This is a genomic window from Cupriavidus sp. GW822-FHT02D05, from assembly GCF_058802485.1.
Genome location: NZ_JBXAOE010000051.1, coordinates 24,567 through 43,501, shown reverse-complemented (window position 1 = coordinate 43,501; position 18,935 = coordinate 24,567). Strand labels below are relative to the sequence as shown.

The 18,935-nt window shown below is 63.1% G+C and carries 18 protein-coding genes and 2 tRNA genes; 2 read left to right on the top strand and 18 right to left on the bottom strand.

Translation table 11 applies throughout. From position 1 onward, the window contains the following. Positions 1–463 precede the first annotated feature (463 nt). The 3 genes from AC1RQK_RS38565 to AC1RQK_RS38555 form a co-directional block, all read right to left on the bottom strand. Complete coding sequence (locus AC1RQK_RS38565; RefSeq protein WP_492814742.1) at positions 464–1,405, bottom strand: hypothetical protein; 942 nt, start codon at positions 1,403–1,405, stop codon at positions 464–466. Continuing rightward, positions 1,402–2,562 (bottom strand): sensor histidine kinase, encoded by a 1,161-nt coding sequence (locus AC1RQK_RS38560; RefSeq protein ID WP_492814740.1) that lies wholly within the window; start codon positions 2,560–2,562, stop codon positions 1,402–1,404. The genes AC1RQK_RS38565 and AC1RQK_RS38560 overlap by 4 nt, the downstream gene beginning before the upstream one ends. An 82-nt stretch (positions 2,563–2,644) precedes the next feature. After that, positions 2,645–2,971 (bottom strand): hypothetical protein, encoded by a 327-nt coding sequence (locus AC1RQK_RS38555; protein ID WP_492814738.1) that lies wholly within the window; start codon positions 2,969–2,971, stop codon positions 2,645–2,647. Between the two features lie 327 nt (positions 2,972–3,298). Here AC1RQK_RS38555 and AC1RQK_RS38550 point away from each other — a divergent pair, with 327 nt between their 5' ends. Then, the gene (locus AC1RQK_RS38550; protein WP_492814736.1) at positions 3,299–4,210 is read left to right on the top strand and encodes a tyrosine-type recombinase/integrase; all 912 of its coding nucleotides are present in this window, start codon (positions 3,299–3,301) and stop codon (positions 4,208–4,210) included. Between the two features lie 104 nt (positions 4,211–4,314). Here AC1RQK_RS38550 and AC1RQK_RS38545 read toward each other — a convergent pair. The 9 genes from AC1RQK_RS38545 to paaA all read right to left on the bottom strand — a co-directional run bounded on the left by AC1RQK_RS38545 (position 4,315) and on the right by paaA (position 11,680). Then, positions 4,315–4,390, bottom strand: a tRNA-Gly gene (locus tag AC1RQK_RS38545). Positions 4,391–4,394: 4 nt separating this feature from the next. Then, positions 4,395–4,470, bottom strand: a tRNA-Asn gene (locus AC1RQK_RS38540). A 140-nt stretch (positions 4,471–4,610) separates the two neighbouring features. Beyond that, on the bottom strand, positions 4,611–5,936 hold the full coding sequence (gene paaK, locus AC1RQK_RS38535; RefSeq protein WP_492814734.1) for a phenylacetate--CoA ligase PaaK: 1,326 nt from the start codon (positions 5,934–5,936) through the stop codon (positions 4,611–4,613). A gap of 184 nt (positions 5,937–6,120) precedes the next feature. Beyond that, on the bottom strand, positions 6,121–7,803 hold the full coding sequence (gene paaN, locus AC1RQK_RS38530; protein WP_492814732.1) for a phenylacetic acid degradation protein PaaN: 1,683 nt from the start codon (positions 7,801–7,803) through the stop codon (positions 6,121–6,123). A 66-nt stretch (positions 7,804–7,869) separates the two neighbouring features. After that, on the bottom strand, positions 7,870–8,958 hold the full coding sequence (paaE, locus tag AC1RQK_RS38525) for a 1,2-phenylacetyl-CoA epoxidase subunit PaaE (protein WP_492814730.1): 1,089 nt from the start codon (positions 8,956–8,958) through the stop codon (positions 7,870–7,872). Positions 8,959–8,985: 27 nt separating this feature from the next. Beyond that, complete coding sequence (gene paaD, locus AC1RQK_RS38520; RefSeq protein WP_492814728.1) at positions 8,986–9,543, bottom strand: 1,2-phenylacetyl-CoA epoxidase subunit PaaD; 558 nt, start codon at positions 9,541–9,543, stop codon at positions 8,986–8,988. Positions 9,544–9,549: 6 nt separating this feature from the next. After that, positions 9,550–10,350, bottom strand: a complete 801-nt coding sequence (gene paaC, locus AC1RQK_RS38515) for a 1,2-phenylacetyl-CoA epoxidase subunit PaaC (RefSeq protein WP_492372364.1) — start codon at positions 10,348–10,350, stop codon at positions 9,550–9,552. 15 nt (positions 10,351–10,365) lie between these two features. Further along, positions 10,366–10,650, bottom strand: a complete 285-nt coding sequence (gene paaB / locus AC1RQK_RS38510; protein WP_006156041.1) for a 1,2-phenylacetyl-CoA epoxidase subunit PaaB — start codon at positions 10,648–10,650, stop codon at positions 10,366–10,368. 13 nt (positions 10,651–10,663) lie between these two features. After that, complete coding sequence (gene paaA / locus AC1RQK_RS38505; protein ID WP_492814726.1) at positions 10,664–11,680, bottom strand: 1,2-phenylacetyl-CoA epoxidase subunit PaaA; 1,017 nt, start codon at positions 11,678–11,680, stop codon at positions 10,664–10,666. Positions 11,681–11,972: 292 nt separating this feature from the next. On the opposite strand from paaA, the gene AC1RQK_RS38500 reads away from it, so the two are divergent. After that, on the top strand, positions 11,973–12,845 hold the full coding sequence (locus AC1RQK_RS38500; protein ID WP_492372365.1) for a hypothetical protein: 873 nt from the start codon (positions 11,973–11,975) through the stop codon (positions 12,843–12,845). Positions 12,846–12,959: 114 nt separating this feature from the next. Here the strand turns inward: AC1RQK_RS38500 and AC1RQK_RS38495 are convergent, their stop codons facing one another. The 6 genes from AC1RQK_RS38495 to badH form a co-directional block, all read right to left on the bottom strand. Next, positions 12,960–13,274 (bottom strand): amino acid ABC transporter permease, encoded by a 315-nt coding sequence (locus AC1RQK_RS38495; protein ID WP_492372366.1) that lies wholly within the window; start codon positions 13,272–13,274, stop codon positions 12,960–12,962. A gap of 219 nt (positions 13,275–13,493) precedes the next feature. Further along, complete coding sequence (locus AC1RQK_RS38490) at positions 13,494–14,297, bottom strand: enoyl-CoA hydratase (protein ID WP_492814723.1); 804 nt, start codon at positions 14,295–14,297, stop codon at positions 13,494–13,496. Further along, positions 14,284–15,936, bottom strand: a complete 1,653-nt coding sequence (aliA, locus tag AC1RQK_RS38485) for a cyclohexanecarboxylate-CoA ligase (RefSeq protein ID WP_492372368.1) — start codon at positions 15,934–15,936, stop codon at positions 14,284–14,286. The genes AC1RQK_RS38490 and aliA overlap by 14 nt, the downstream gene beginning before the upstream one ends. A gap of 51 nt (positions 15,937–15,987) precedes the next feature. Next, positions 15,988–17,139, bottom strand: coding sequence for a cyclohexanecarboxyl-CoA dehydrogenase (gene aliB, locus AC1RQK_RS38480; protein WP_492372369.1), 1,152 nt, complete (start codon positions 17,137–17,139; stop codon positions 15,988–15,990). A 99-nt stretch (positions 17,140–17,238) separates the two neighbouring features. Next, positions 17,239–18,021 (bottom strand): 2-ketocyclohexanecarboxyl-CoA hydrolase, encoded by a 783-nt coding sequence (badI, locus tag AC1RQK_RS38475; RefSeq protein ID WP_492372370.1) that lies wholly within the window; start codon positions 18,019–18,021, stop codon positions 17,239–17,241. Positions 18,022–18,107: 86 nt separating this feature from the next. Beyond that, entirely contained in the window at positions 18,108–18,875 is a 768-nt protein-coding gene (badH, locus tag AC1RQK_RS38470; RefSeq protein ID WP_492372371.1) for a 2-hydroxycyclohexanecarboxyl-CoA dehydrogenase, read from the bottom strand. Positions 18,876–18,935 lie beyond the last annotated feature (60 nt).

Genomic DNA, 18,935 nt, shown 5'->3' with positions numbered 1-18,935 from the left:
ATCTTCCCCATGACTGCATCTCCATGTTCAGTTTAGGAAGAATAGGTCTTTCTTTGTTTTGTCTCCACCCTCAAAGACAAAGCCTGCGCCTCTCGCTCCGTCAGTCGCTGGTTCCCGAAATAGGCGGACGCCGCTGCCATGTACCGCGTATCAAGCAAGACGTGCAACTTCGCATGCCCGATCAGCACGGCCTCCAGGTCAGCCCGCTCCTCGTGTTCGACCAGCAACCACGACGCCGAGCCAAAAGGACCAAAGTACGCACTCGCTACCACGCCCGGCCTTACGACCGTGGGCAACGTCGCGTATGCAGGGCTAAACTGCGATCCCGCCAATCTGGCGCTCCGGGTCATCGAGCCACACTCGTGACTGATGAAGCGTGAGCAGACGGGTGACGCATAACTAAGGCGAAGTCCCGATGCCTTCAGGCGTCCGCGCGTCGACTCCAGCTCCGGAAATGCCTCTGTCAAACCGGGAAGCATCTTGGAAGTTCCGCGACCTTGAACCCTGCGATGTCGGCGGCGATGACTTTGTGCAAGCCCTCTGACCAGTCCAGGCCATGTTCGTAGTATCCCCCAGCATTCCGCGCACCGAGGAAGAATGGCAAATGTGTTCCGCGTTGGATTGCCTTCATGAAAGGCTCGGGTACACCCGCCTCCCGGGCCACCTCCAACTGGGACACTCTAGCCTCGTCATCCATGACGAGCCAGCGCTTCGTGCGCCCCGCCTTATCGATCGCGGCAATCCCTGGCGGCGTCAGACTGACGGTGACCCAGACGGCCTCGGCGTCGCGCGTCACATCGTCGAGCAGCGCTAGCAACGCCGGATTCCCGAGGAAAGGAAGCGATTGTCGCTGCAAGATGCTCAACGCCGCATCACCGACGGATGCCATCACCTTGCGCTCAAGCTCGCGAACATAGTCCACGACGTGCCGAATTGCCTCGCGATCGTCTTTCCGTATGAACCGGTCGATGACGCCCGCGTTGAAACCCTCTATCGCGTGACGCGGTGACGCCTGCCCCGTCAGCAAGACCTTCCCAAGTCCGCGGCAGATCTGCCAGTCCGCCACCTCGAAGCCAGTCAACTCAGGCATAGCGTAGTCCAGTATGACGACACCGATCTGCTCCGAACATATGCGATGCAAATCGAAGCCGCTCAACAGACTGTCATTCACGCATAGGGATCGTTTGTCAGGCACCAACTCGACCTCTTTGACCAACCGTCGCGAAAGCGAGTCTGGATCAATGGCGTGCTTCCCCAATATGGCCAACGCCGACCAGCACGTCGACGCAGTGTAGATCTTGTTGTGAGGTAAGCGTCGACGTAGGACCTTCTTCATGCTGGCCAGTACATCTTCGTCGTCGTCCACCAGTAGCACACCACATTGCATTCGAAGCGGCACCGTCATACGCTGGGCAACTCCAATTGAAAGCGTGTGAACACGCGATCCTCGTACATGACTTGTATTGCGCCTCCCATTCGCTCCGCGATCATTCGACTTGCGTAAAGGCCCACCCCGATGCCCTCCTTCTTCGCACTGAAAAATGGCACAAAGAGGTTTTGCGCTAATACGGCCGACAGACTGCCGGCTGAATCCTCCACCGTCACTACGCCCCAACCATCGCGCCTCGCCAACTCCAAAGACACCTTGCCGCCACCGGCCGCCGCCACCGCGGCAATAGCGTTGCGAAGGAGGTTCACCACGATCTGACGCGCGCCACCGATATCGCCTCGCACAACACAGCTCGCGTCACCGCGAAGCTCAATCAAGGGCACATTTCTCCCTCCCGCCAACGTATCGAGCGCATCTCGTGCAACCTCCGCCAGGTCAAATGTCGCGCTGGTATCCTCCGCCGCCTCGCCACTGGACCATCGGACGTTCTCGAGATGGAAGTTCAGGTTGCTATGTACGTCCGATATCCGCCTCTCCAGGCGATCCAGAATCTCACTCCATGCCTGGTCGCATCGATCGGCTCTATCCAGCATTTCCTCTTTCAAAGCCAGCATCTGCATGCGCAATGCAAACATCGGGCTCCTGACCTCATGTGCCAGGACGGCCAACGCGCGCCATGCGCCCACAAGTCCGTCCCTCACCCGCTGATCTCGTCGACTAGCCCCGGCCACCGCTGTGGCAAAGGCAAAGAGGAATATTGGCAGGATCACGGCACCATCCTGGAAGGGAACACCGGCGAACTTGCCCGCAGGCGACAGGTGAAGGACGGCCACCGCCAGCGCGCTCCCAATCGCGAAGCACACCAACCCGGACAGCACGCGCAGGGAAAAGAACGTCAGGTAGATGGCGCAGACGAACGACATCGCCCATACGCGATTGTCGATGCCATTCGCCAGGTACATGTACGAGAAGAAGAACGGGACGTTGAGGATAAATATCGCGTAGTGGACATACGACGAGACTCTCGCGCTGCAGGTTCTGAGATATCGTCCTGTGCCAACCAGGAACCACAGCCCGGCAACGCATCCACGAAGCGCCAGGCTGTCGTGGGGCTGCGGAAACACAAAGGACCAGACGATCCAATAGAGGCCGTGACCAAGAGCGCCGCCCACCCAAAGCAGCCTTAGCCGCGGAGCCCAGTGCAGTGGCTCTTCCGAGAACTGGAATGCCTTCCGCGAAGGCCATGAAGGTGCTTTATGCATCACGAATTGTGACGAGCATCGCATGGGTATAGCCGCCGTCGGCAGGCGAGACCACTTCACCGGTCACATCGTTCAGAAAGTGCCGGCCATCCCAGACGGCAAACACGCCACCCAGGGCAGGCGAACACCCTTCCGCATGCAGGCCATAGGTCAATCCGGGCAAGAGCCGATTACCGTCACTATCCCTGCCGTTGGCGATGCTATTGGGAGCTCGCTTCATCTCTCCATTTTTCTCGACCATTGGATAGGACAAGTCTGATTGACAATAGGAATATTCTTCAGAGTCACTGGGTTTTTCACTGACGCCAATTATTTCCATCTCGCTCGAACACAATGCACGTGCGCAAATCATGCCCCAGCTCACAACCGGCTGTCATCCGTAGATTTACGGGGCACACAACGCCTCCGCCATAACCCCGTATTTTCGCCCTGCACATCTAGAAATCCACTTGGCAGAATCCGAAAAATGCCTTTTCCGTGACTTAGGTCGCTCTACCGAATCCGTCCGCATATCAAAGATAAAGCGGGAAAAAATTATCCAAGCAGAGCTGTTGACAGCGCGACGAACCTACTCGCTGTCAACATTTTGAACATTCGTATTTATTAGATAGATTAGTCATCAATACTTCAATTATCGGAAAATAGAATGTTGATCTCAAAACTCTTGGAAGAGTATCTTCGCAACAAGATTCTGGCACCGGAAACAGTAAAGTCCTACAGGGAGAAGACTACTCACCTTATCCGGGAAGTGGGCGATATTGACGCGAAGGAATTAAGTGTCGATAACCTTATTGACTACAGAAACAAGGTTATCAAGGGCACTTCGGCTTCGACTTACAATACGCTACACCGACATCTCTCTGCGATCTTCCAATACGGCGTGGAAACGGGGGTCGTTGCCTCAAGCCCGTTCCGCGTCGTCAAGAAGGCACCGGTGCATCACGAACTGCCGAAGGTCATTCAGAGGGAAAAGCTGAGCCTGTTATTTCAGCTGCTAGACAGTCCAGAACACCCGTGGCCGCCTTGCATGCGACCAATCTGGTTCTGGAGAGCGTTCATCAAGACGCTCTATTTCACGGGCATGCGGAGAAGACAGATTCTCAACCTGGAGTGGCGTGATATAGACGTCGGACAACGCACTATTCACCTCAGATCCGAAACCAGCAAGACCCGGCGATCTTACGACATCCCCGTGCCCCAATCTTTACTCTCCGAGTTGGGAACGTATCGAAAGATATACTGCACGCGCCTCGGCGGAACGAACCCAAACTGGAAGGTCTTCAATGTCGGTCCGTTTCGGACTCGGGCGAAACGGACTGATCCTCGAGAAGCCATGGGCGAATGGAATCTGCGTGACGTCTTCGCCGAGCTAAGGAATACACATGGGATAGTTGCATCCTGCCATCGCTTCCGCCATACGACCGGAACGAAATTGATGCGAGTGACGAAGAACCCGAAGCTTGTTCAGCTTCAGCTTGGACATACGAGTCTCAATACGACAATGAAGTATGTCCACCCCGATATCGACGAGATGCGGGATTTGGTTTCGTATCTGTAGCAGATGGAATGTTGACAGCTACGGGAGGTTCGGGCACCCTCTCGTTTGGGAGGCGACCTGTGCGGGCGCTCTCACGATACCCTAGCGGGTAAATTTTGCCATTTTGGAGCGGGAGACGAGGCTCGAACTCGCGACCTCAACCTTGGCAAGGTTGCGCTCTACCAACTGAGCTACTCCCGCTTTTTGGCTCCCCGACCTGGGCTCGAACCAGGGACCTACGGATTAACAGTCCGGCGCTCTACCAACTGAGCTATCGGGGAACAAGTTCCGTCTCAATCGAAACGGAGGCCGGATTGTACAACAGCCTTTTGCGTTTTTGAATAGTTTTTTTCGCTCAGCGTGGATCGGCTGCGATCGGCTTGCTTCTCGCTCGCTTCTCACGCCTCCCGCAGTTACCGCCTCAAGCGCCGAGGTGCCGCAGGTCGAGCACGCGCTGCGCCTTGCCCGTGGCGGTGGTCTTGATCTCGCCGGCATTCAGGACGCGCACGGCCGTGGAAACGCCGATCATCGTCTTCACCCGGTGCTGCAGCTCACGTGCCAGCTGCTCGCGCTCGCTTTCGGCCAGCGAGGCGCAGATCTCCGCGCGCGCCTCCACCGACACGGACAGCGAATCCATATGCCCGTCGCGCGTGATGCACAGCTGGTAGTTGCCGCTAAGCCGGGCAATGCCGAGAATCAGCTCCTCGACCTGGCTCGGAAACACGTTGACCCCGCGAATGATCAGCATGTCGTCGGAGCGCCCCGTGATCTTCGCCAGCCTGCGCATCGAGCGCGATGTCGGCGCCAGCAGCGCGGTCAGGTCACGCGTGCGGTAACGGATCATCGGCATGGCTTCCTTGGAGAGCGAGGTAAATACCAGCTCGCCCTGGCTGCCGTCGGGCAGCACTTCGCCGGTGACCGGATCGATGATCTCGGGATAAAAGTGGTCCTCCCAGACCACCGGGCCGTCCTTGCTTTCAATGCACTCGGACGCCACGCCCGGGCCCATGATCTCCGAGAGGCCGTAGATGTCGACGGCCTGGATGCCCGCCCGGGTCTCGATTTCGCTGCGCATGCCCTGGGTCCACGGCTCGGCGCCGAAGATACCGATCTTCAGCGACGACTCCGCCGGGTTCATGCCTTGGCGTGCCATCTCGTCGATCAGGTTGAGCATGTAGGACGGCGTGACGAGAATGATCGACGGCTCGAAATCGCGGATGAGCTGTGCCTGTTTCTCGGTCTGTCCGCCGGACATGGGCACGACCATGCAGCCGAGCCGCTCGGCGCCGTAATGAATGCCGAGGCCGCCGGTGAACAGGCCGTAGCCAAACGCATTGTGCAGCGTGTCGCCACGCCGGCCGCCCGCCGCACGGATCGAGCGCGCCGTCACGTTGGCCCATGTGTCGATGTCCTTCGCGGTATAGCCCACCACGGTCGGCTTGCCGGTGGTTCCGCTCGATGCGTGCACGCGCACCACCTCGTCCCTTGGCACGGCAAACAGCCCGAACGGATAGTTGTCGCGCAGGTCCTTCTTGGTCGTGGTGGGGAATTTCGCCAGGTCGGATAGCTGGCGCAGGTCGTCCGGATGCACCCCGGCGGCGTCGAAAGCCCGGCGGTAGTGCGCCACATTGTCGTAGGCATGGCGCAGCGACCATTTGAGGCGCGCCAGTTGCAGCGCCTGGAGTTCGTCGCGGCTGGCTAGTTCGATGGCTTCGAGCTCACCCGGTTGAGGAATTGGCTGGACCACGGTTGTCTCCTGGGAATGACGCGGCAAAATAGGAATGAACGGTGGCGGGAACGGGGGCGCCACGCGGCAGCCTGCCAACCCGGTCATGCGCGTCAACGGTCTTTGCCGTCGTGCCGCCCAGGTTGGCAACGTGCCTGCTTACTGATTACTGATTACTGATTGGTAGTGCTGGATATGCAGTCGCTCAGGTGCGCTGCGGCACATGCCGCCGGCTTTGCACGACGCGGAAGCGGTTGGCAACAAAGGCCGTGTCGGCAAGGCTCGCGTTGGCCGCGGGATTCGCGCCGGTGGCGTGGAAGTCCGAGAACGCCGCCGACTGGTTCACGAAGACGCCGCCCGTCAGGTTGACCGACAGCGCAACGCCGCCGGATACGGCAGCCTCGTCAGCGGCATCGAGCACCTGTTCGTCCGTGCTGTAGACCGACAGCGTCAGCGCGCCGCGCGTGCGAGCGATGCGCGCGGCGAGTTCCAGCGAATGCCGGGTGGAATCGGTGGCAATCACAAACGCAATCGGGCCGAACCATTCCTGCGTAAACGTATCCTCGTCGCGCCGGGCGTCGAGCTTCAGCAGGACCGGCGTGCTGACGCGGGCTTCCGGGTAGGCCGGATGCACTAGGCGCTGGCTGGCAAGGAGCGGCACGCCCAGCTTGGTCACCTGCTCGATCCGGTCAAGCACGCCCTTGTTCTGGATTGCACCGATCAGCTCCACGGCCTTGGCCGGATCGCTGGTCAGCTTTTGCACGGCATCGGCGATGGACTGGGCCACCTCCTCGAACGGGACCGTGCCTTGCGCCGTCTTGATGCCTTCACGCGGCACGTAGATATTCTGCGGCGCGGTGCACATCTGGCCCGAGTACAGCGCGAGCGAAAACGCGATATTGCGCGACACCGCCTTCAGTTCGTCCGCCGAGTCGATCACGATCTGGTTGACGCCCGCCTTCTCGGTGTACACCTGCGCCTGCAGCGCATGTGTCTCCAGCCAGTCGCCGTTGGCGGTGCTGCCGGTGAAGTCGATCAGCCGGATTTCATCGCGCGTGGCCAGCGACTGCACCAGCGCGCCGTCATTGGGTGCGGTGGCCAGCAAGGTCACGACGTTCGGATCGAAGCCGGCCTCCTCCAGCACCTGCCGCGCGATACGCACGGTAATGGCCAGCGGCAGGATCGCGGCGGGATGCGGCTTGACGATGACGGCATTGCCGGTGGCCAGGTCCGCGAACAGCCCGGGATAGCTGTTCCAGGTGGGAAACGTGCAGCAGCCGATCACCAGCCCGATTCCGCGCGGGACGATGGTGAAGCGCTTTTCCATGGCGAGCGGCGGATTCTTGCCTTGCGGCTTTTCCCAGTACGCCGTCTGCGGAATGTCACGCATGGCATCCCACGCATAAGTGATCGCCTCTAGCGCGCGGTCCTGCGCATGCGGGCCGCCGGCCTGGAATGCCATCATGAACGCCTGCCCGGTGGTATGCATGACGCTGTGCGCGATCTCGAAGCTCGCCTGGTTCAACCGCGCCAGGATCTCCAGGCTCACGCCGACCCAGGCCTTCGGGCCTGCCTTGCGGAATTGCAGCTGCGCCGCTTGCGCCGCCGCGATCAGCGCGTCCGGCTCGGCGTTGGGATAGCCGATGTTCAGCGCGAAGCCGAATGGCGAATGTTCCGCGCCGACGGTGCCGCCGCTGCCGGCTTGCTCGAGCACGAAGGGTTGTCCGAGTTGCGCCTTGAATGCCGCCTCGCCGTCGTCGGCGGCGGTTTCGCCATAGGTGCGCGGGCTGGGCATCTCATTGAAGGGGCTCCAGTAGCCTCGGGTCCGGATGGCGTCCAGGGCTTGGGCAAGTGTCTTCTCGTGTTTTTCAAACAGGGCGTGATTCATTGCGGGGGCCGTATTTCTTTAAAGGATTGCGGTACTGCACTTGCTGTGCGTCGATTTACCGTTCATTTACCGTTCGTCGTAGCTGACGACAACCCGGTCGGAGACCGGATGGCATTGGCAGGTGAGCACGAAGCCGCCGTCGATCTCGTGCTGCTCCAGCGTGTAGTTCTTTTCCATCTTGACTTCGCCTTCCAGGACCTTGGCCCGGCACGTGCAGCACACCCCGCCCTTGCAGGCATAGGGCAACGCAAGGCCCGCTTTCAGGCCGACGTCCAGCACGCTGACGCCCACGTACGGCAGCCGCAGCTTGCGCTTCTTGCCGTCGATGATCAGCTCCAGATCCGCGGCCGGCGTGTCGTCGGTGATCTCGATCGGCGGCACGCCCGCTTGCGGCAGCGGCGTGCCGAAGCGCTCCACGTGCACCTTCGCGGGCGCCACGCCGGCGGCCTTGAGCGCGGCCTCGGCGGCGTCCATCATCGGACCGGGGCCACAGATGAAGGCTTCGTCGATCTCGGCGGCGGGCACGAGCGTGGCCAGGAAGGCCTCGCATTTCGCCTGATCCAGCACGCCGTTGAACAGCTCGACCTCCTGCAGATCATCGGACAGCACGTGATACAGCGAGAACCGGCTCATGAAGCGGTTCTTGAGGTCTTCGAGCTCCTCGGCAAACATGATCGCGTCGACGCTGCGGTTGCCATATACCAGCGTGAAGCGGCTGGTCGGCTCCGTCTCCAGCGTGGTCTTGATGATCGCGAGTACTGGCGTGATGCCCGAGCCGCCCGCGAACGCCACGTAGGACCGCGACAGCTCGGCGTTCAGGTGGGTGAAGAAGCGCCCGTCGGGTGTCATCACCTCGATCTCGTGGCCGGGCTGCAGCGTGTCGAAGGCGAAATTGGAGAACCTGCCGCCGCGTACCCGCTTGATGCCGATGCGCAACTCGCCATCGCGGTCATAGTCGGTGACGCCCACGCAGATCGAATACGAACGGCGGGTTTCCTCGCCGTCAAGGTGCGCCTTGAGCGTGACGAATTGGCCTTGCGTGAAACGGTACGCGTCGCGCAGGGCCTCCGGCACCTCGAACGAGACGGTCACCGCGTCGGCGGTCTCGGGCCGTACCTCGCGGATACGCAGCGGATGAAATTGCGGTGTCGCCATGTTGTCGGTCCAGGTCGGTACGGTTTGTCAGTACGGTTTGAAGTAGTCGAACGGCTCGCGGCAATCGATGCAGCGGTACAGTGCCTTGCAGGCCGTCGAGCCGAACTGCGCCAGGCGTTCGGTGTGCACGGAGCCGCATTGCGGGCATGCGGGCCGGTCGTGGGTAGCGTGCGATGCTGTGCGCGGCACGAAGCGGATGGTCTTCTCTTGCGGCGCGTGGCCGCTGCCGCAGTTGCCCATCGGCGGCGCGATGCCGTATTGCCGCAGCTTGTCGCGCGCTTCGCTGGTCATCCAGTCGGTGGTCCAGGCCGGGGCGAGCACAGTGACAACGCGATGGAAAAGGATCCCGGCGGCGTTCAGCGCCTGCCCGATGTCCTCGGCAATCTGCGACATGGCAGGGCAGCCCGAATAGGTTGGCGTGATGACGGCTTCGAGCACGCCGTCAGCGCCGCGGCGCACGTCCCGCAGGATGCCCAGTTCGCGAATCGATACCACCGGGATTTCCGGGTCGGGTACGGTTTCGAGCACGGTCCAGGCGCGCTCCAGCGTGGCGTCGGACTCCATCAGCGTGTCAACAGCGTTCATCTTGATCTACCAGGTGGCGCCGGGATGCTGGCGTGCAAGGCTCTGCATTTCGGAAAGCAGGTAGCCCATGTGCTCCGAGTGCTCGCCGTGCTTGCCGGTGGTGATGTGTTTCGCCTCGGACGGCAACGTGAGCGTGGCCTGCGCCACCGTGGCGGCGACGTCTGCCTGCCAGGCGGGCTGAAGGTCCGCCATCAGGGGACCGATGCCGGCCGCTGCCACCGCGGTTTCCACCGCATCGGTCGCGAAGAATTCACGGGTGTACGGCATCAGGTAATCCAGCGCCGCCTGCGCGCGCCGGTGCGACTCCTCGGTGCCGTCGCCAAAGCGGATCAGCCAGTCGGCGGCGTGGGTCAGGTGATAGCGGGTTTCCTTCAGCGACTTGGCGGCGATGGCCGCCAGATGCGTGTCGGTGGACGATTGCAACGCCGTCCACAGGTGGCCCATCAGCGCGGAATACAGGAAGTTGCGCGTGATCGTGACCGCATAGTCGCGCTCGGCACGTGCCGTGCCGGCGAGCGGCCCGAAGTGGGGCAACTCCACCAAGGTGTAGTTGGCGAACTCGCGCTCGGCGCGGAAGTAGGCGTAGCTGTCTTCGGTTTTCCGTGTGCCGTTCAGTGCTTCGTCAAGGGTAGCCGCGTGCGAATACAGCAGGCGTGCCTGGCCGATCAGGTCCAGGCTGATGTTCGCCAGCGCAATATCTTCCTCGAGCGCAGGGCCTTGGCTGCACCACTCGCTGTTGCGCTGGCCGAGGATAAGCGCGTTATCGGCGAGGCGCAGCACGTACGACAAATGTTGGGGCGTGGTCATGTTCTGGGTCCCGCCTTACATGTGGTCGACTTCGGGGGGGAGCACGAAAAACGTCGGGTGGCGATAGATCTTGTCGCCAGCCGGCTCGAAGAACGACTCCTTGTCCGCCGGGTCCGACGCCGTGATCATGGCCGAGGGCACCACCCAGATGCTCACGCCTTCCTGACGGCGCGTGTAGACGTCGCGGGCCATGCGCAGCGCGCCGCTGGCGTCGGGCGCGTGCAGGCTGCCGCAATGCTTGTGGTCAAGGCCCTGCTTGCTGCGCACGAACACTTCCCAGATTGGCCATTCCTTGTTCATCTTTGTCTCCAGTTCAAGCAGCTTGTTTGCGGTCGCGGGCGGCCTGTCTATCGGCCTGCTTCTGGGCATGCGCCAGCGCGGCTTCGCGCACCCAGGCGCCATCGTTATGCGCCTTCACCCGGGTGGCGAGGCGCTCCTTGTTGCAAGGCCCGTCGCCATTGACCACGCGCCAGAATTCTTCCCAGTCGATTGCGCCGTAGTCGTGCGCGCCGCGCGCCTCGTTCCACTTCAGGTCCGGATCGGGCAGCGTCACGCCAAGGATCTTGGCTTGCTCGACCGTTGCGTCGACAAACTTCTGGCGCAGGTCGTCGTTGGAGATGCGCTTGATGCCCCACTTGAACGACTGGCCGCTATGGATGGAGTCCTTGTCGCTGGGACCAAACATCATCAGCACCGGCCACCACCAGCGGTTCACCGACTCCTGCACCATCTCCTTCTGGGCCTGCGTGCCCTTCATCATCGACAGCAGCGCATCGAAGCCCTGGCGCTGATGGAAGGACTCCTCCTTGCAGATGCGGATCATGGCGCGCGCGTATGGGCCGTAGGTGCAGCGGCACAGCGGGATCTGGTTCATGATCGCCGCACCATCCACCAGCCAGCCGATCACGCCCACGTCCGCCCAGGTGGGCGTGGGGTAGTTGAAGATGCTCGAATACTTGGCCTTGCCGGCGTGCAAGGCATCGACAAGCTGGTCGCGCGACACACCCATCGTTTCGGCCGCGCTGTACAGGTACAGGCCATGGCCGCCCTCGTCCTGCACCTTGGCGAGCAGGATGGCCTTGCGCTTGAGGCTCGGCGCCCGGCTGATCCAGTTGCCCTCGGGCTGCATGCCGATGATCTCGGAGTGCGCGTGCTGCGAGATCTGCCGGATCAAGGTCTTGCGGTAGGCGTCTGGCATCCAGTCCTGCGCCTCGATCTTGCCGTCAGCGTCCATGACCGCGTCGAAATGCGCCTGCTCCGGCGAGACGTCGGCTTGCACCGTTTCGAGCGGCTGGGCGTTGCCTGGGATATCCAGTGATTGGGTGTACATGGCGTTTTCCTGTGGACCGATGCCGCAGTATATTTATAAACCGACCGTCCGGTTGATTTATTATTTAGATCGACAAATAAAAACGATAGTTAAAAATCCTGGCTAGTTAGGAACTTGCTGGCTGAGGGAAAAGGGTGTGGCGAGCGAGGCATATTCACTCCGAGATAGCCTCTCCGTCATGCAACATCGGGCAGGCCCGCCTCGCTGCCGGGAATCCAGCGCACGGCCGGCTCCCCTTGATGCCGCACCCCGGCAGTAGAATGGAAATTTGCCACCGGGGAAGAAAGTGTGCGTGAAGCGCGAGCTTGCTGCGATTGGCATCGCTGCTGTACTGACAGGCACCCAGGTGGTGTGGGCCGCGACCGACGCGTCAATTACATCCGAATCGTCCGAAAGGCCGCTGCCGGCCGCGGCGCCGCCATCGGCGGGCAAGGCAAACTGCTGGGAAACGCTCTGGTCTCGCCCGAATGCGAAAGTGCAGATGGAGGCAGACGGCACCATGCCGATGTCCATGATGACGGTGCAGGAACTGCTGGAAAGTACGCCGGCGGGATGCCAGGCGATCATCAATATTCACTCGAAGAGCGCGCTGGCAGCGCTGATGGGGCCGCCGGTCATTGCGGATCAGCGCGACCTGGTCAGCATCTCGCCGCTCGCTGCGCCATCGGCGGTTCGCGTCGAAATCCACTCAGAGATCAATGCGAGAGCGCGCTATGCCCGGCTCTATGGCACATCGACAAGCGTAGGCGAAGGTGTGGTCAACTATGCGGGTGTGGATCTGCGCGAGGGCACGATACTTGGCGGCGAGACGGTCAACTCCAGCGTGACGCTCAAGATCTATGCGCGCGGAACGGATGAGGAGGTGGGCGAGCTGCGCGCTGCGCACGCCACGATCACCATCAGCTCGCGCCACGTCGGGCGGCGCCGCATGATTGAAACCGCGCTGGGCCGCAAGGATTGCGTACCGATCACTTATGAGAAGCGCTCCTCGCTTGGGCCAACGCAGCTCGTCGATACGCTGATCCTGACGACGCCTTCGGTCATGCAGATCACGGATTGGTATTGCCCAAGCGAGCGCTTCGTGCTCCGTACGGAAGTACGAGAGCAGGGCAAGGTCCAGCGCATCGATACGACGGCAATCATGCCGGTCGGCGAGGTCCCCTGAATTCCGTTCGGGGCCAGGCTGGAGGCGAATCCGGTGCGTCGGAGGCAAAAAAAACCCGCCGGCTTGGCGGGTTTTTCCAGGCGCACGGCATCGACCGCCGCGCGGCGAGACGGCTCAGGCCCCGGCAGCGGCTGCCGGCACCGCCTTCTTGGTTTGCTTCTTATGCGACTTCTTCGCCTTCGAATCCGTCAGGTTGGCACGCGAGCTCTTGTTTGCGCCCTGGGTATACGGGTCAAACTTGTCGCCGGCCTTGGCCCCGTCGGTATAGGGGTCGGCCTTGCCAGCCTTGGCGCCATCGGTGTACGGGTCTGCTTTGCCAGCCTTGGCGCCCTGGGTGTAGGGGTCAACCTTGCCGGTGCCTTGCGCCTGAGCGGCGATGGATGCTGCGCCAAGGCACAGCGCGAAAGCGGTAGCGACAATCTTCTTCATGACATTTCCTTGGAAGGCCACCGTCCGGGCAGCCGTGAACACGCGAACATTGAGCCAACCTGACCGGCCAGCTCTCCACTAAACGTATCGTATTAAGCGTCCGTTGACTTGGCATTCAAACTTCTTTTCCCAAAAAATGGAGCCATTGCCGGGTGGACGTGGAACACTTTTTTGCGGCTTTGGCAGATCGAAGTTTCGGCATCGATGCCCACATGCCGTCTAGCGGTGCCGGAACTCCGGCGCCCTTCGCTCCAAAAACGCATTCATGCCCTCCTTCAGATCCTCCGTGGCAAACAGCGCATGCAACTGCCGCCGCTCGAACAGCATGCCCTCGGACAGCGAAGACTCGTAGGCGCGGTTGATCGCCTCCTTGACCACCATCATCGACGGCAGCGAGAAACCGGCAATTGTCTGCGCCACCGCCATCGCTTCATCCATCAACCGCCCGGCGGCCACCACCCGCGATACCAGCCCGCTGCGCTCCGCTTCATCCGCATCCATGTTGCGCGCCGTCATGCACATGTCCATGGCTTTCGCCTTGGAGATGGCGCGCGGCAGGCGCTGCGTGCCGCCCGCGCCGGGAATGACCGCAAGCTTCAGTTCCGGCAGGCCGAACACCGCGTTGTCCGCCGCGATGAGAATGTCGCAGGCCATGGCCAGCTCGCAGCCGCCGCCAAGCGCGTAGCCCGCGACCGCTGCGATCACTGGCTTGCGCACATTGCGCAGCGTCTCCCAGTTGCGCGTGATGTAGTTGGACTTGAACACGTCCATATAGTCCCAGCCGCGCATGGCCGCGATGTCCGCGCCGGCGGCGAAGGCCTTGTCGTTGCCGGTGATCACGATGGCGCCAACGCCGTCGTCCTGATCACACGCCAGCAGCGCCAGGCCGAGCGCATCCATCAGCGCATCGCTGAGCGCGTTCATCTGCCGGGGACGATTGAGGCGGATCACGGCGACGCGGCCGACCATCTCCAGCAGGACCAGGTTCTTGTCGCTCGCAGGCGTGGCTTCATGCGCGGTCACTGGATGCGCCCTCCCCTTGCCCGCTCTGGCGAAGTTGCTCCCGCAGCCTGAATTTCTGAATCTTGCCCGCTGGCGTCGAGGGCAGCGCACCCTGCACGACCAGCCGCTCGGGGATGTACTGCGCGGCCATCTTCTGCGCCTTGAGGAAGTCCACCATCGCCGCCATGTCGAATGGCTGGCCGTCGTGGGTCACGATGAAGGCGCAGGCACGCTCGCCGAGGCGCTCGTCGGGATAGGCGACGATGGCCACCTGCGCGACGGCCGGATGGCGGTACAGCAGGGTTTCGATTTCGACCACCGGGATGTTCTCGCCGCCGCGGATGATGACGTCCTTGCTGCGGCCGTCGATGCGGATGTAGCCGCGCGCGTCGATGCGGGCCAGGTCGCCGGTATCGAACCAGCCGTCCGCGTCGGTGTCGTTCAGGTGCGCACGGCGCAGGTAGCCGCCGAAATTGGAGCAGGAGCGCACCAGCAGGCGGCCGCTGGCGCCCACCGGCAACGCCGCGCCCGCTACGTCGACCACGCGCACTTCCACTCCGGGCAACGGGCATCCGTCGGTGCTGGAGGCGCGCTCATCGTCATCCTCGAGCCGCGTGGTGGTCACCGCGCCCATTTCCGACATGCCCCAGGCGGAGATCACCTTGGCACCCAGCGCGCCGCGCGCCAGCTCCACCAGTGCGCCGGGGATCGGTGCGCCGGCGCACAGGAAGGCGCGCAGCGTGGGCACGGCGCCGCCAGTCTCGGTGACCGTGCGGGCCAGGTCGGTGAGGAACGGCGTGGAGGCCATGGTGAAGGTAACGCCCTCCTGCCGGATCAACGCTACGGCCTGGCGCGGCTCCCAGATGTCCTGCAACACCACGCTCGCGCCCAGCATGATCGGCATCATCAGGCCATACATGAAGCCGGTCTGGTGCGCCATGGGCGAGGCCATCAGGATTACGTCGTCCGCACCCAGGCGCAGGCGTTCGGCGTACGTGACGATGTTGGCCATAAGCGTGTTGGACGAATGCAGCACGCCCTTCGGCTCGCCGGTGGTGCCGGAGGTGTAGATGAGCTGGGTGATGTCGTCCGGGCCGGGGCGATGGCCAGCCGCCAGGTCCGGCGCGCCGGCGCCGGCCAGCAAGGTCTCGAACGAATTGGGCCCGGCGCCGCCGATCACGGCCACGTGCCGCAGGTCAGGCAGCGCCTGGCGCAGGCCATCGAACATGGATTCGTAGTCAAACCCGCGAAAGCGCTTTGGGATCACCACAACCTTGCTGCACGCGTGCCGGAGCATGAACGACAACTCGCGCTCGCGCAGGATCGGCATCAGCGGATTGAGCACCGCGCCAAGGCGCGCGCAGGCAAGATAGAGCGCGGTGAACTGCCACCAGTTGGGCAACTGGCAGGACACGACATCGTTGGCGCCAACGCCCAACCTGGCGAGGCCCGCCGCGATGCGCCCGGCCTGCCCGGCCAGTTCCCGGTACGTCAGGTGCGTGGTCTCGCCGCTTTCCACCTGCAATGCACTTAGCGCGACCTTGTCGGGGCAAGCGGCCACGCAGTCGTCCAGCGCATCGTTGATGGTGCGCTCTGGCCAGAGGCCTTGCGCGACGCTGGACGCGCGGCGCGGGGGCAACAGGATGGCGTCGAATTCCATGGCATGTCTCCTCGTTGTTATCGTTTTGGTCAGGCTTGCTCGCTGGCGAGATCAGGCTGGTACCGCTTCCCGGCCCGCGCGGGTACGGGCGATGATGGTCTTCATGATCTGGGCCGTGCCGTCGCCGATCTGGAAGCCGAGCACATCACGCAGGCGCTGCTCCATCGGGCCGCGGTCGTAGCCGCCGTGGCCAAACGACAGCAGGCACTGGTGCACCACGTCGTAGGCCAGCTTGGGCGCCCACCATTTGCACATCGCGGCTTCGGCCGTGTGCGGCAGGTTGCGGTCTTTCAGCCAGAGCGTCTGCAAGCACAGCAGGCGCGCGGCAGTGACCTGCGTCTCGAAATCCGCCAACGGATGGGACACGCCCTGGAAGGCGGCCAGCGGCTTGCCGAAAGCCTCGCGCTCGGCCACGTATTCCCAGGTTTCTTCCAGGCTCGCCCTGGCCACCGCCAGTACCTGCAGGCCGATCAGCGCGCGGGAGAAATCGAAGCCCTGCATCACCTGCACGAAGCCCTCGCCTTCCTTGCCAAGCAGATGGCTGACGGGCACGCGCACGTTCTCGAAGAAGATCGAGCCGCGCCCGATGGCGCGCTGACCGTGGCAGTCGAAGCGGTTGGTGGTGATGCCGGGCAGGTCCATCGGCACCAGCAGCGCCGAGACGCCGCGCGCGCCCGCCTCGACGGAGCCGCTGCGCGCGAACACCACCGCGGCGTCGGCCTGGTCGGCGGCGGAGATGGAAGTCTTCTCGCCGTTGAGCACGTAGTGGTCGCCGTCGCGCTCCATGCGCAGGCGCAGGTTGGCCGCGTCCGAGCCGCCGCGCGGCTCGGTCAGCGCGATGGCGAACAGGGCTTCGCCTTGCGTCAGGCGCTGCAGCCACGGCCGCGCGATCTCCGGGGCGGCGTGATGCGCCAGGATCTGCCCGTTCAGCGAGGCCAGCAGGTTGATGTAGGAAAGGCTCAGGTCCGCGCGCGCCACTTCTTCGTGGATCACGCCGGCCGCCAGGCAGCCCAGGCCCTGGCCGCCGTATTGCTCGGGCAACTCGGGGGCGATAAAGCCCATCTGGCCCATTTCGCGCATCAGCGCGCGGTCAAGCTCTCGGGTGCGGTCGCGCTCCAGGAAGCCGGGCGCGATACGTTCGGTGGCGAAGCGGCGGGCATGGTCGCCGAGCGCGGCCAGGTCTTCGTCGAGATAGGGGTTCATGGTGTCTCCAGGAGGTCTTGCCGCATGGCGCGCCGATGCGATGCACCGTGCGGCCGCGTTGCTTGTGAGCGCAACGTCGGCTATGGCGGCTATGGCGGCTTACTTGGCGTGCTTGCGGAAATCGGGCTTGCGCTTTTCCTGGAAGGCGGTGACGCCCTCGCGCGATTCCTCGGTGTCGTAATAGAGCTTGAGCGCGTACATGCCCATGCCGGCGATGCCGCTCTGGTGGGCCGTGTCCATGTTGAACGAGCGCTTGGCGATGGCCAGCGCGGTGGGGCTCTTCTCCATGATCTCGTCGCACCACTTCTGCACTTCGGCGTCGAGCTGTTCATGGGGGACGACAGCGTTGACCAGGCCCATGGCGAGGGCTTCGGCAGCCGGATAGCGGCGGCACATATACCAGATCTCGCGCGCTTTTTTCTCGCCCACCACGCGGGCCAGGAAGGCCGTGCCATAGCCGGGATCGACCGAGCCGACCTTGGGGCCGACCTGCCCGAACACGGCCTTCTCGGACGCGATGGTGAAGTCGCAGATGGTGCAGATGACATTGCCGCCGCCAATGGCGTAGCCCTGCACGCGGGCGATGACAGGCTTGGGCACATCGCGGATGGCGTTGTGCAGCTCTTCCATCGGCAGTCCGATGGTGCCGCGGCCGTCGTACTGGCCTTCATGCGCGGACTGGTCGCCGCCGGTGCAGAAGGCTTTTTCGCCGGCGCCGGCGAGCACAATGGCGCCGATCTCCCGGTCATAGCCGGCGCGGTTGATGGCGTGGATCAGTTCGTCGCAGGTGCGCCCGCGGAAGGCGTTCATCTTCTCCGGGCGGTTGATGGTGATCCAGGCCGCGCCGTTGCGCACGTCGTAGAGAATGTCTTCGTAGTTCATGGTCGTTGTCTTCGTTGTCTTCGTTGTCTTCGTTGTCTTCGTTGTCTTCGTTGTCTTGGAAGCCGCTGCAACCGCTGCAGCCGGGTTCAGCCGTTCATGGTCAGGCCGCCCGACACGCTCAGCACCTGGCCGGTGACGAAGGCCGCGTCGTCGCTGGCAAAGAACACGATGGCGCCGGGCAGGTCCTCCGGCTGGCCGATGCGGCCGAGCGGGATCGAGCGGGTGAAGGCCTCGATCAGCTTTTCCGGGTTGCCAGCGCCTTGCTTGTAATCCTCGAACAGCGCGGTATCGGTCGGGCCGGGACACACCACGTTGACGGTGATGCCGTGGCGGGCGTGCTCACGCGCGATGGTCTTGGAGAACGACACCAGGCCACCCTTGCACGCGGCGTAGACCGCCTCGCCGGAGGAACCCACCCGCGCCGCATCGGAGGCGATGTTGACGATGCGCCCGCGCCTGCGCTCCACCATGCCGGGCAGCACCGCGTGGTGCATGTGCAGCGCGCCGGTGAGGTTGATGGCGATCAGGCGGTCCCATTGCGCCGGCTCGGTCTTGGTAAAGGGCTTGAACACGTCCCAGCCGGCGTTGTTGACCAGCACGTCGATGGGGCCAAGCTGGCTGGTGGTGGCCGCCACGGCGGCATCCACGCTGGCGCGGTCCGTGATGTCGCACTGGAATGCTTCGGCGCGGCCACCGTTATCGCGGATGCGGGCTGCGACCTGCTGCGCTGCCGCCAGGTTCAGGTCGAGCACGGCCACGGCGGCGCCCTCCCGCGCAAAGCGCCGGCAGGTTGCCCCGCCGATGCCACCGCCACCACCGGTCACGATGACCGTCTTGCCTTCGAGTCTTTGCACAGTGTTCTCCTTCGTAGTCCAGGGTGCTATCGTGCGGCTGATAGGTCGCGCGCCAGCGTT

What these genes read in the sequence shown, in the direction of transcription:
- paaB (WP_006156041.1), bottom strand. Translation starts at nt 10,650, where the DNA reads ATGAACAAGGAATGGCCAATCTGGGAAGTGTTCGTGCGCAGCAAGCAG.
- AC1RQK_RS38495 (WP_492372366.1), bottom strand. Translation starts at nt 13,274, where the DNA reads ATGAAGAAGATTGTCGCTACCGCTTTCGCGCTGTGCCTTGGCGCAGCA.
- badI (WP_492372370.1), bottom strand. Translation starts at nt 18,021, where the DNA reads ATGAACTACGAAGACATTCTCTACGACGTGCGCAACGGCGCGGCCTGG.
- aliB (WP_492372369.1), bottom strand. Translation starts at nt 17,139, where the DNA reads ATGAACCCCTATCTCGACGAAGACCTGGCCGCGCTCGGCGACCATGCC.
- paaC (WP_492372364.1), bottom strand. Translation starts at nt 10,350, where the DNA reads ATGACCACGCCCCAACATTTGTCGTACGTGCTGCGCCTCGCCGATAAC.
- paaE (WP_492814730.1), bottom strand. Translation starts at nt 8,958, where the DNA reads ATGGCGACACCGCAATTTCATCCGCTGCGTATCCGCGAGGTACGGCCC.
- AC1RQK_RS38565 (WP_492814742.1), bottom strand. Translation starts at nt 1,405, where the DNA reads ATGACGGTGCCGCTTCGAATGCAATGTGGTGTGCTACTGGTGGACGAC.
- aliA (WP_492372368.1), bottom strand. Translation starts at nt 15,936, where the DNA reads ATGGAATTCGACGCCATCCTGTTGCCCCCGCGCCGCGCGTCCAGCGTC.
- AC1RQK_RS38550 (WP_492814736.1), top strand. Translation starts at nt 3,299, where the DNA reads ATGTTGATCTCAAAACTCTTGGAAGAGTATCTTCGCAACAAGATTCTG.
- AC1RQK_RS38555 (WP_492814738.1), bottom strand. Translation starts at nt 2,971, where the DNA reads ATGGAAATAATTGGCGTCAGTGAAAAACCCAGTGACTCTGAAGAATAT.
- paaD (WP_492814728.1), bottom strand. Translation starts at nt 9,543, where the DNA reads ATGAACGCTGTTGACACGCTGATGGAGTCCGACGCCACGCTGGAGCGC.
- paaA (WP_492814726.1), bottom strand. Translation starts at nt 11,680, where the DNA reads ATGTACACCCAATCACTGGATATCCCAGGCAACGCCCAGCCGCTCGAA.
- paaN (WP_492814732.1), bottom strand. Translation starts at nt 7,803, where the DNA reads ATGAATCACGCCCTGTTTGAAAAACACGAGAAGACACTTGCCCAAGCC.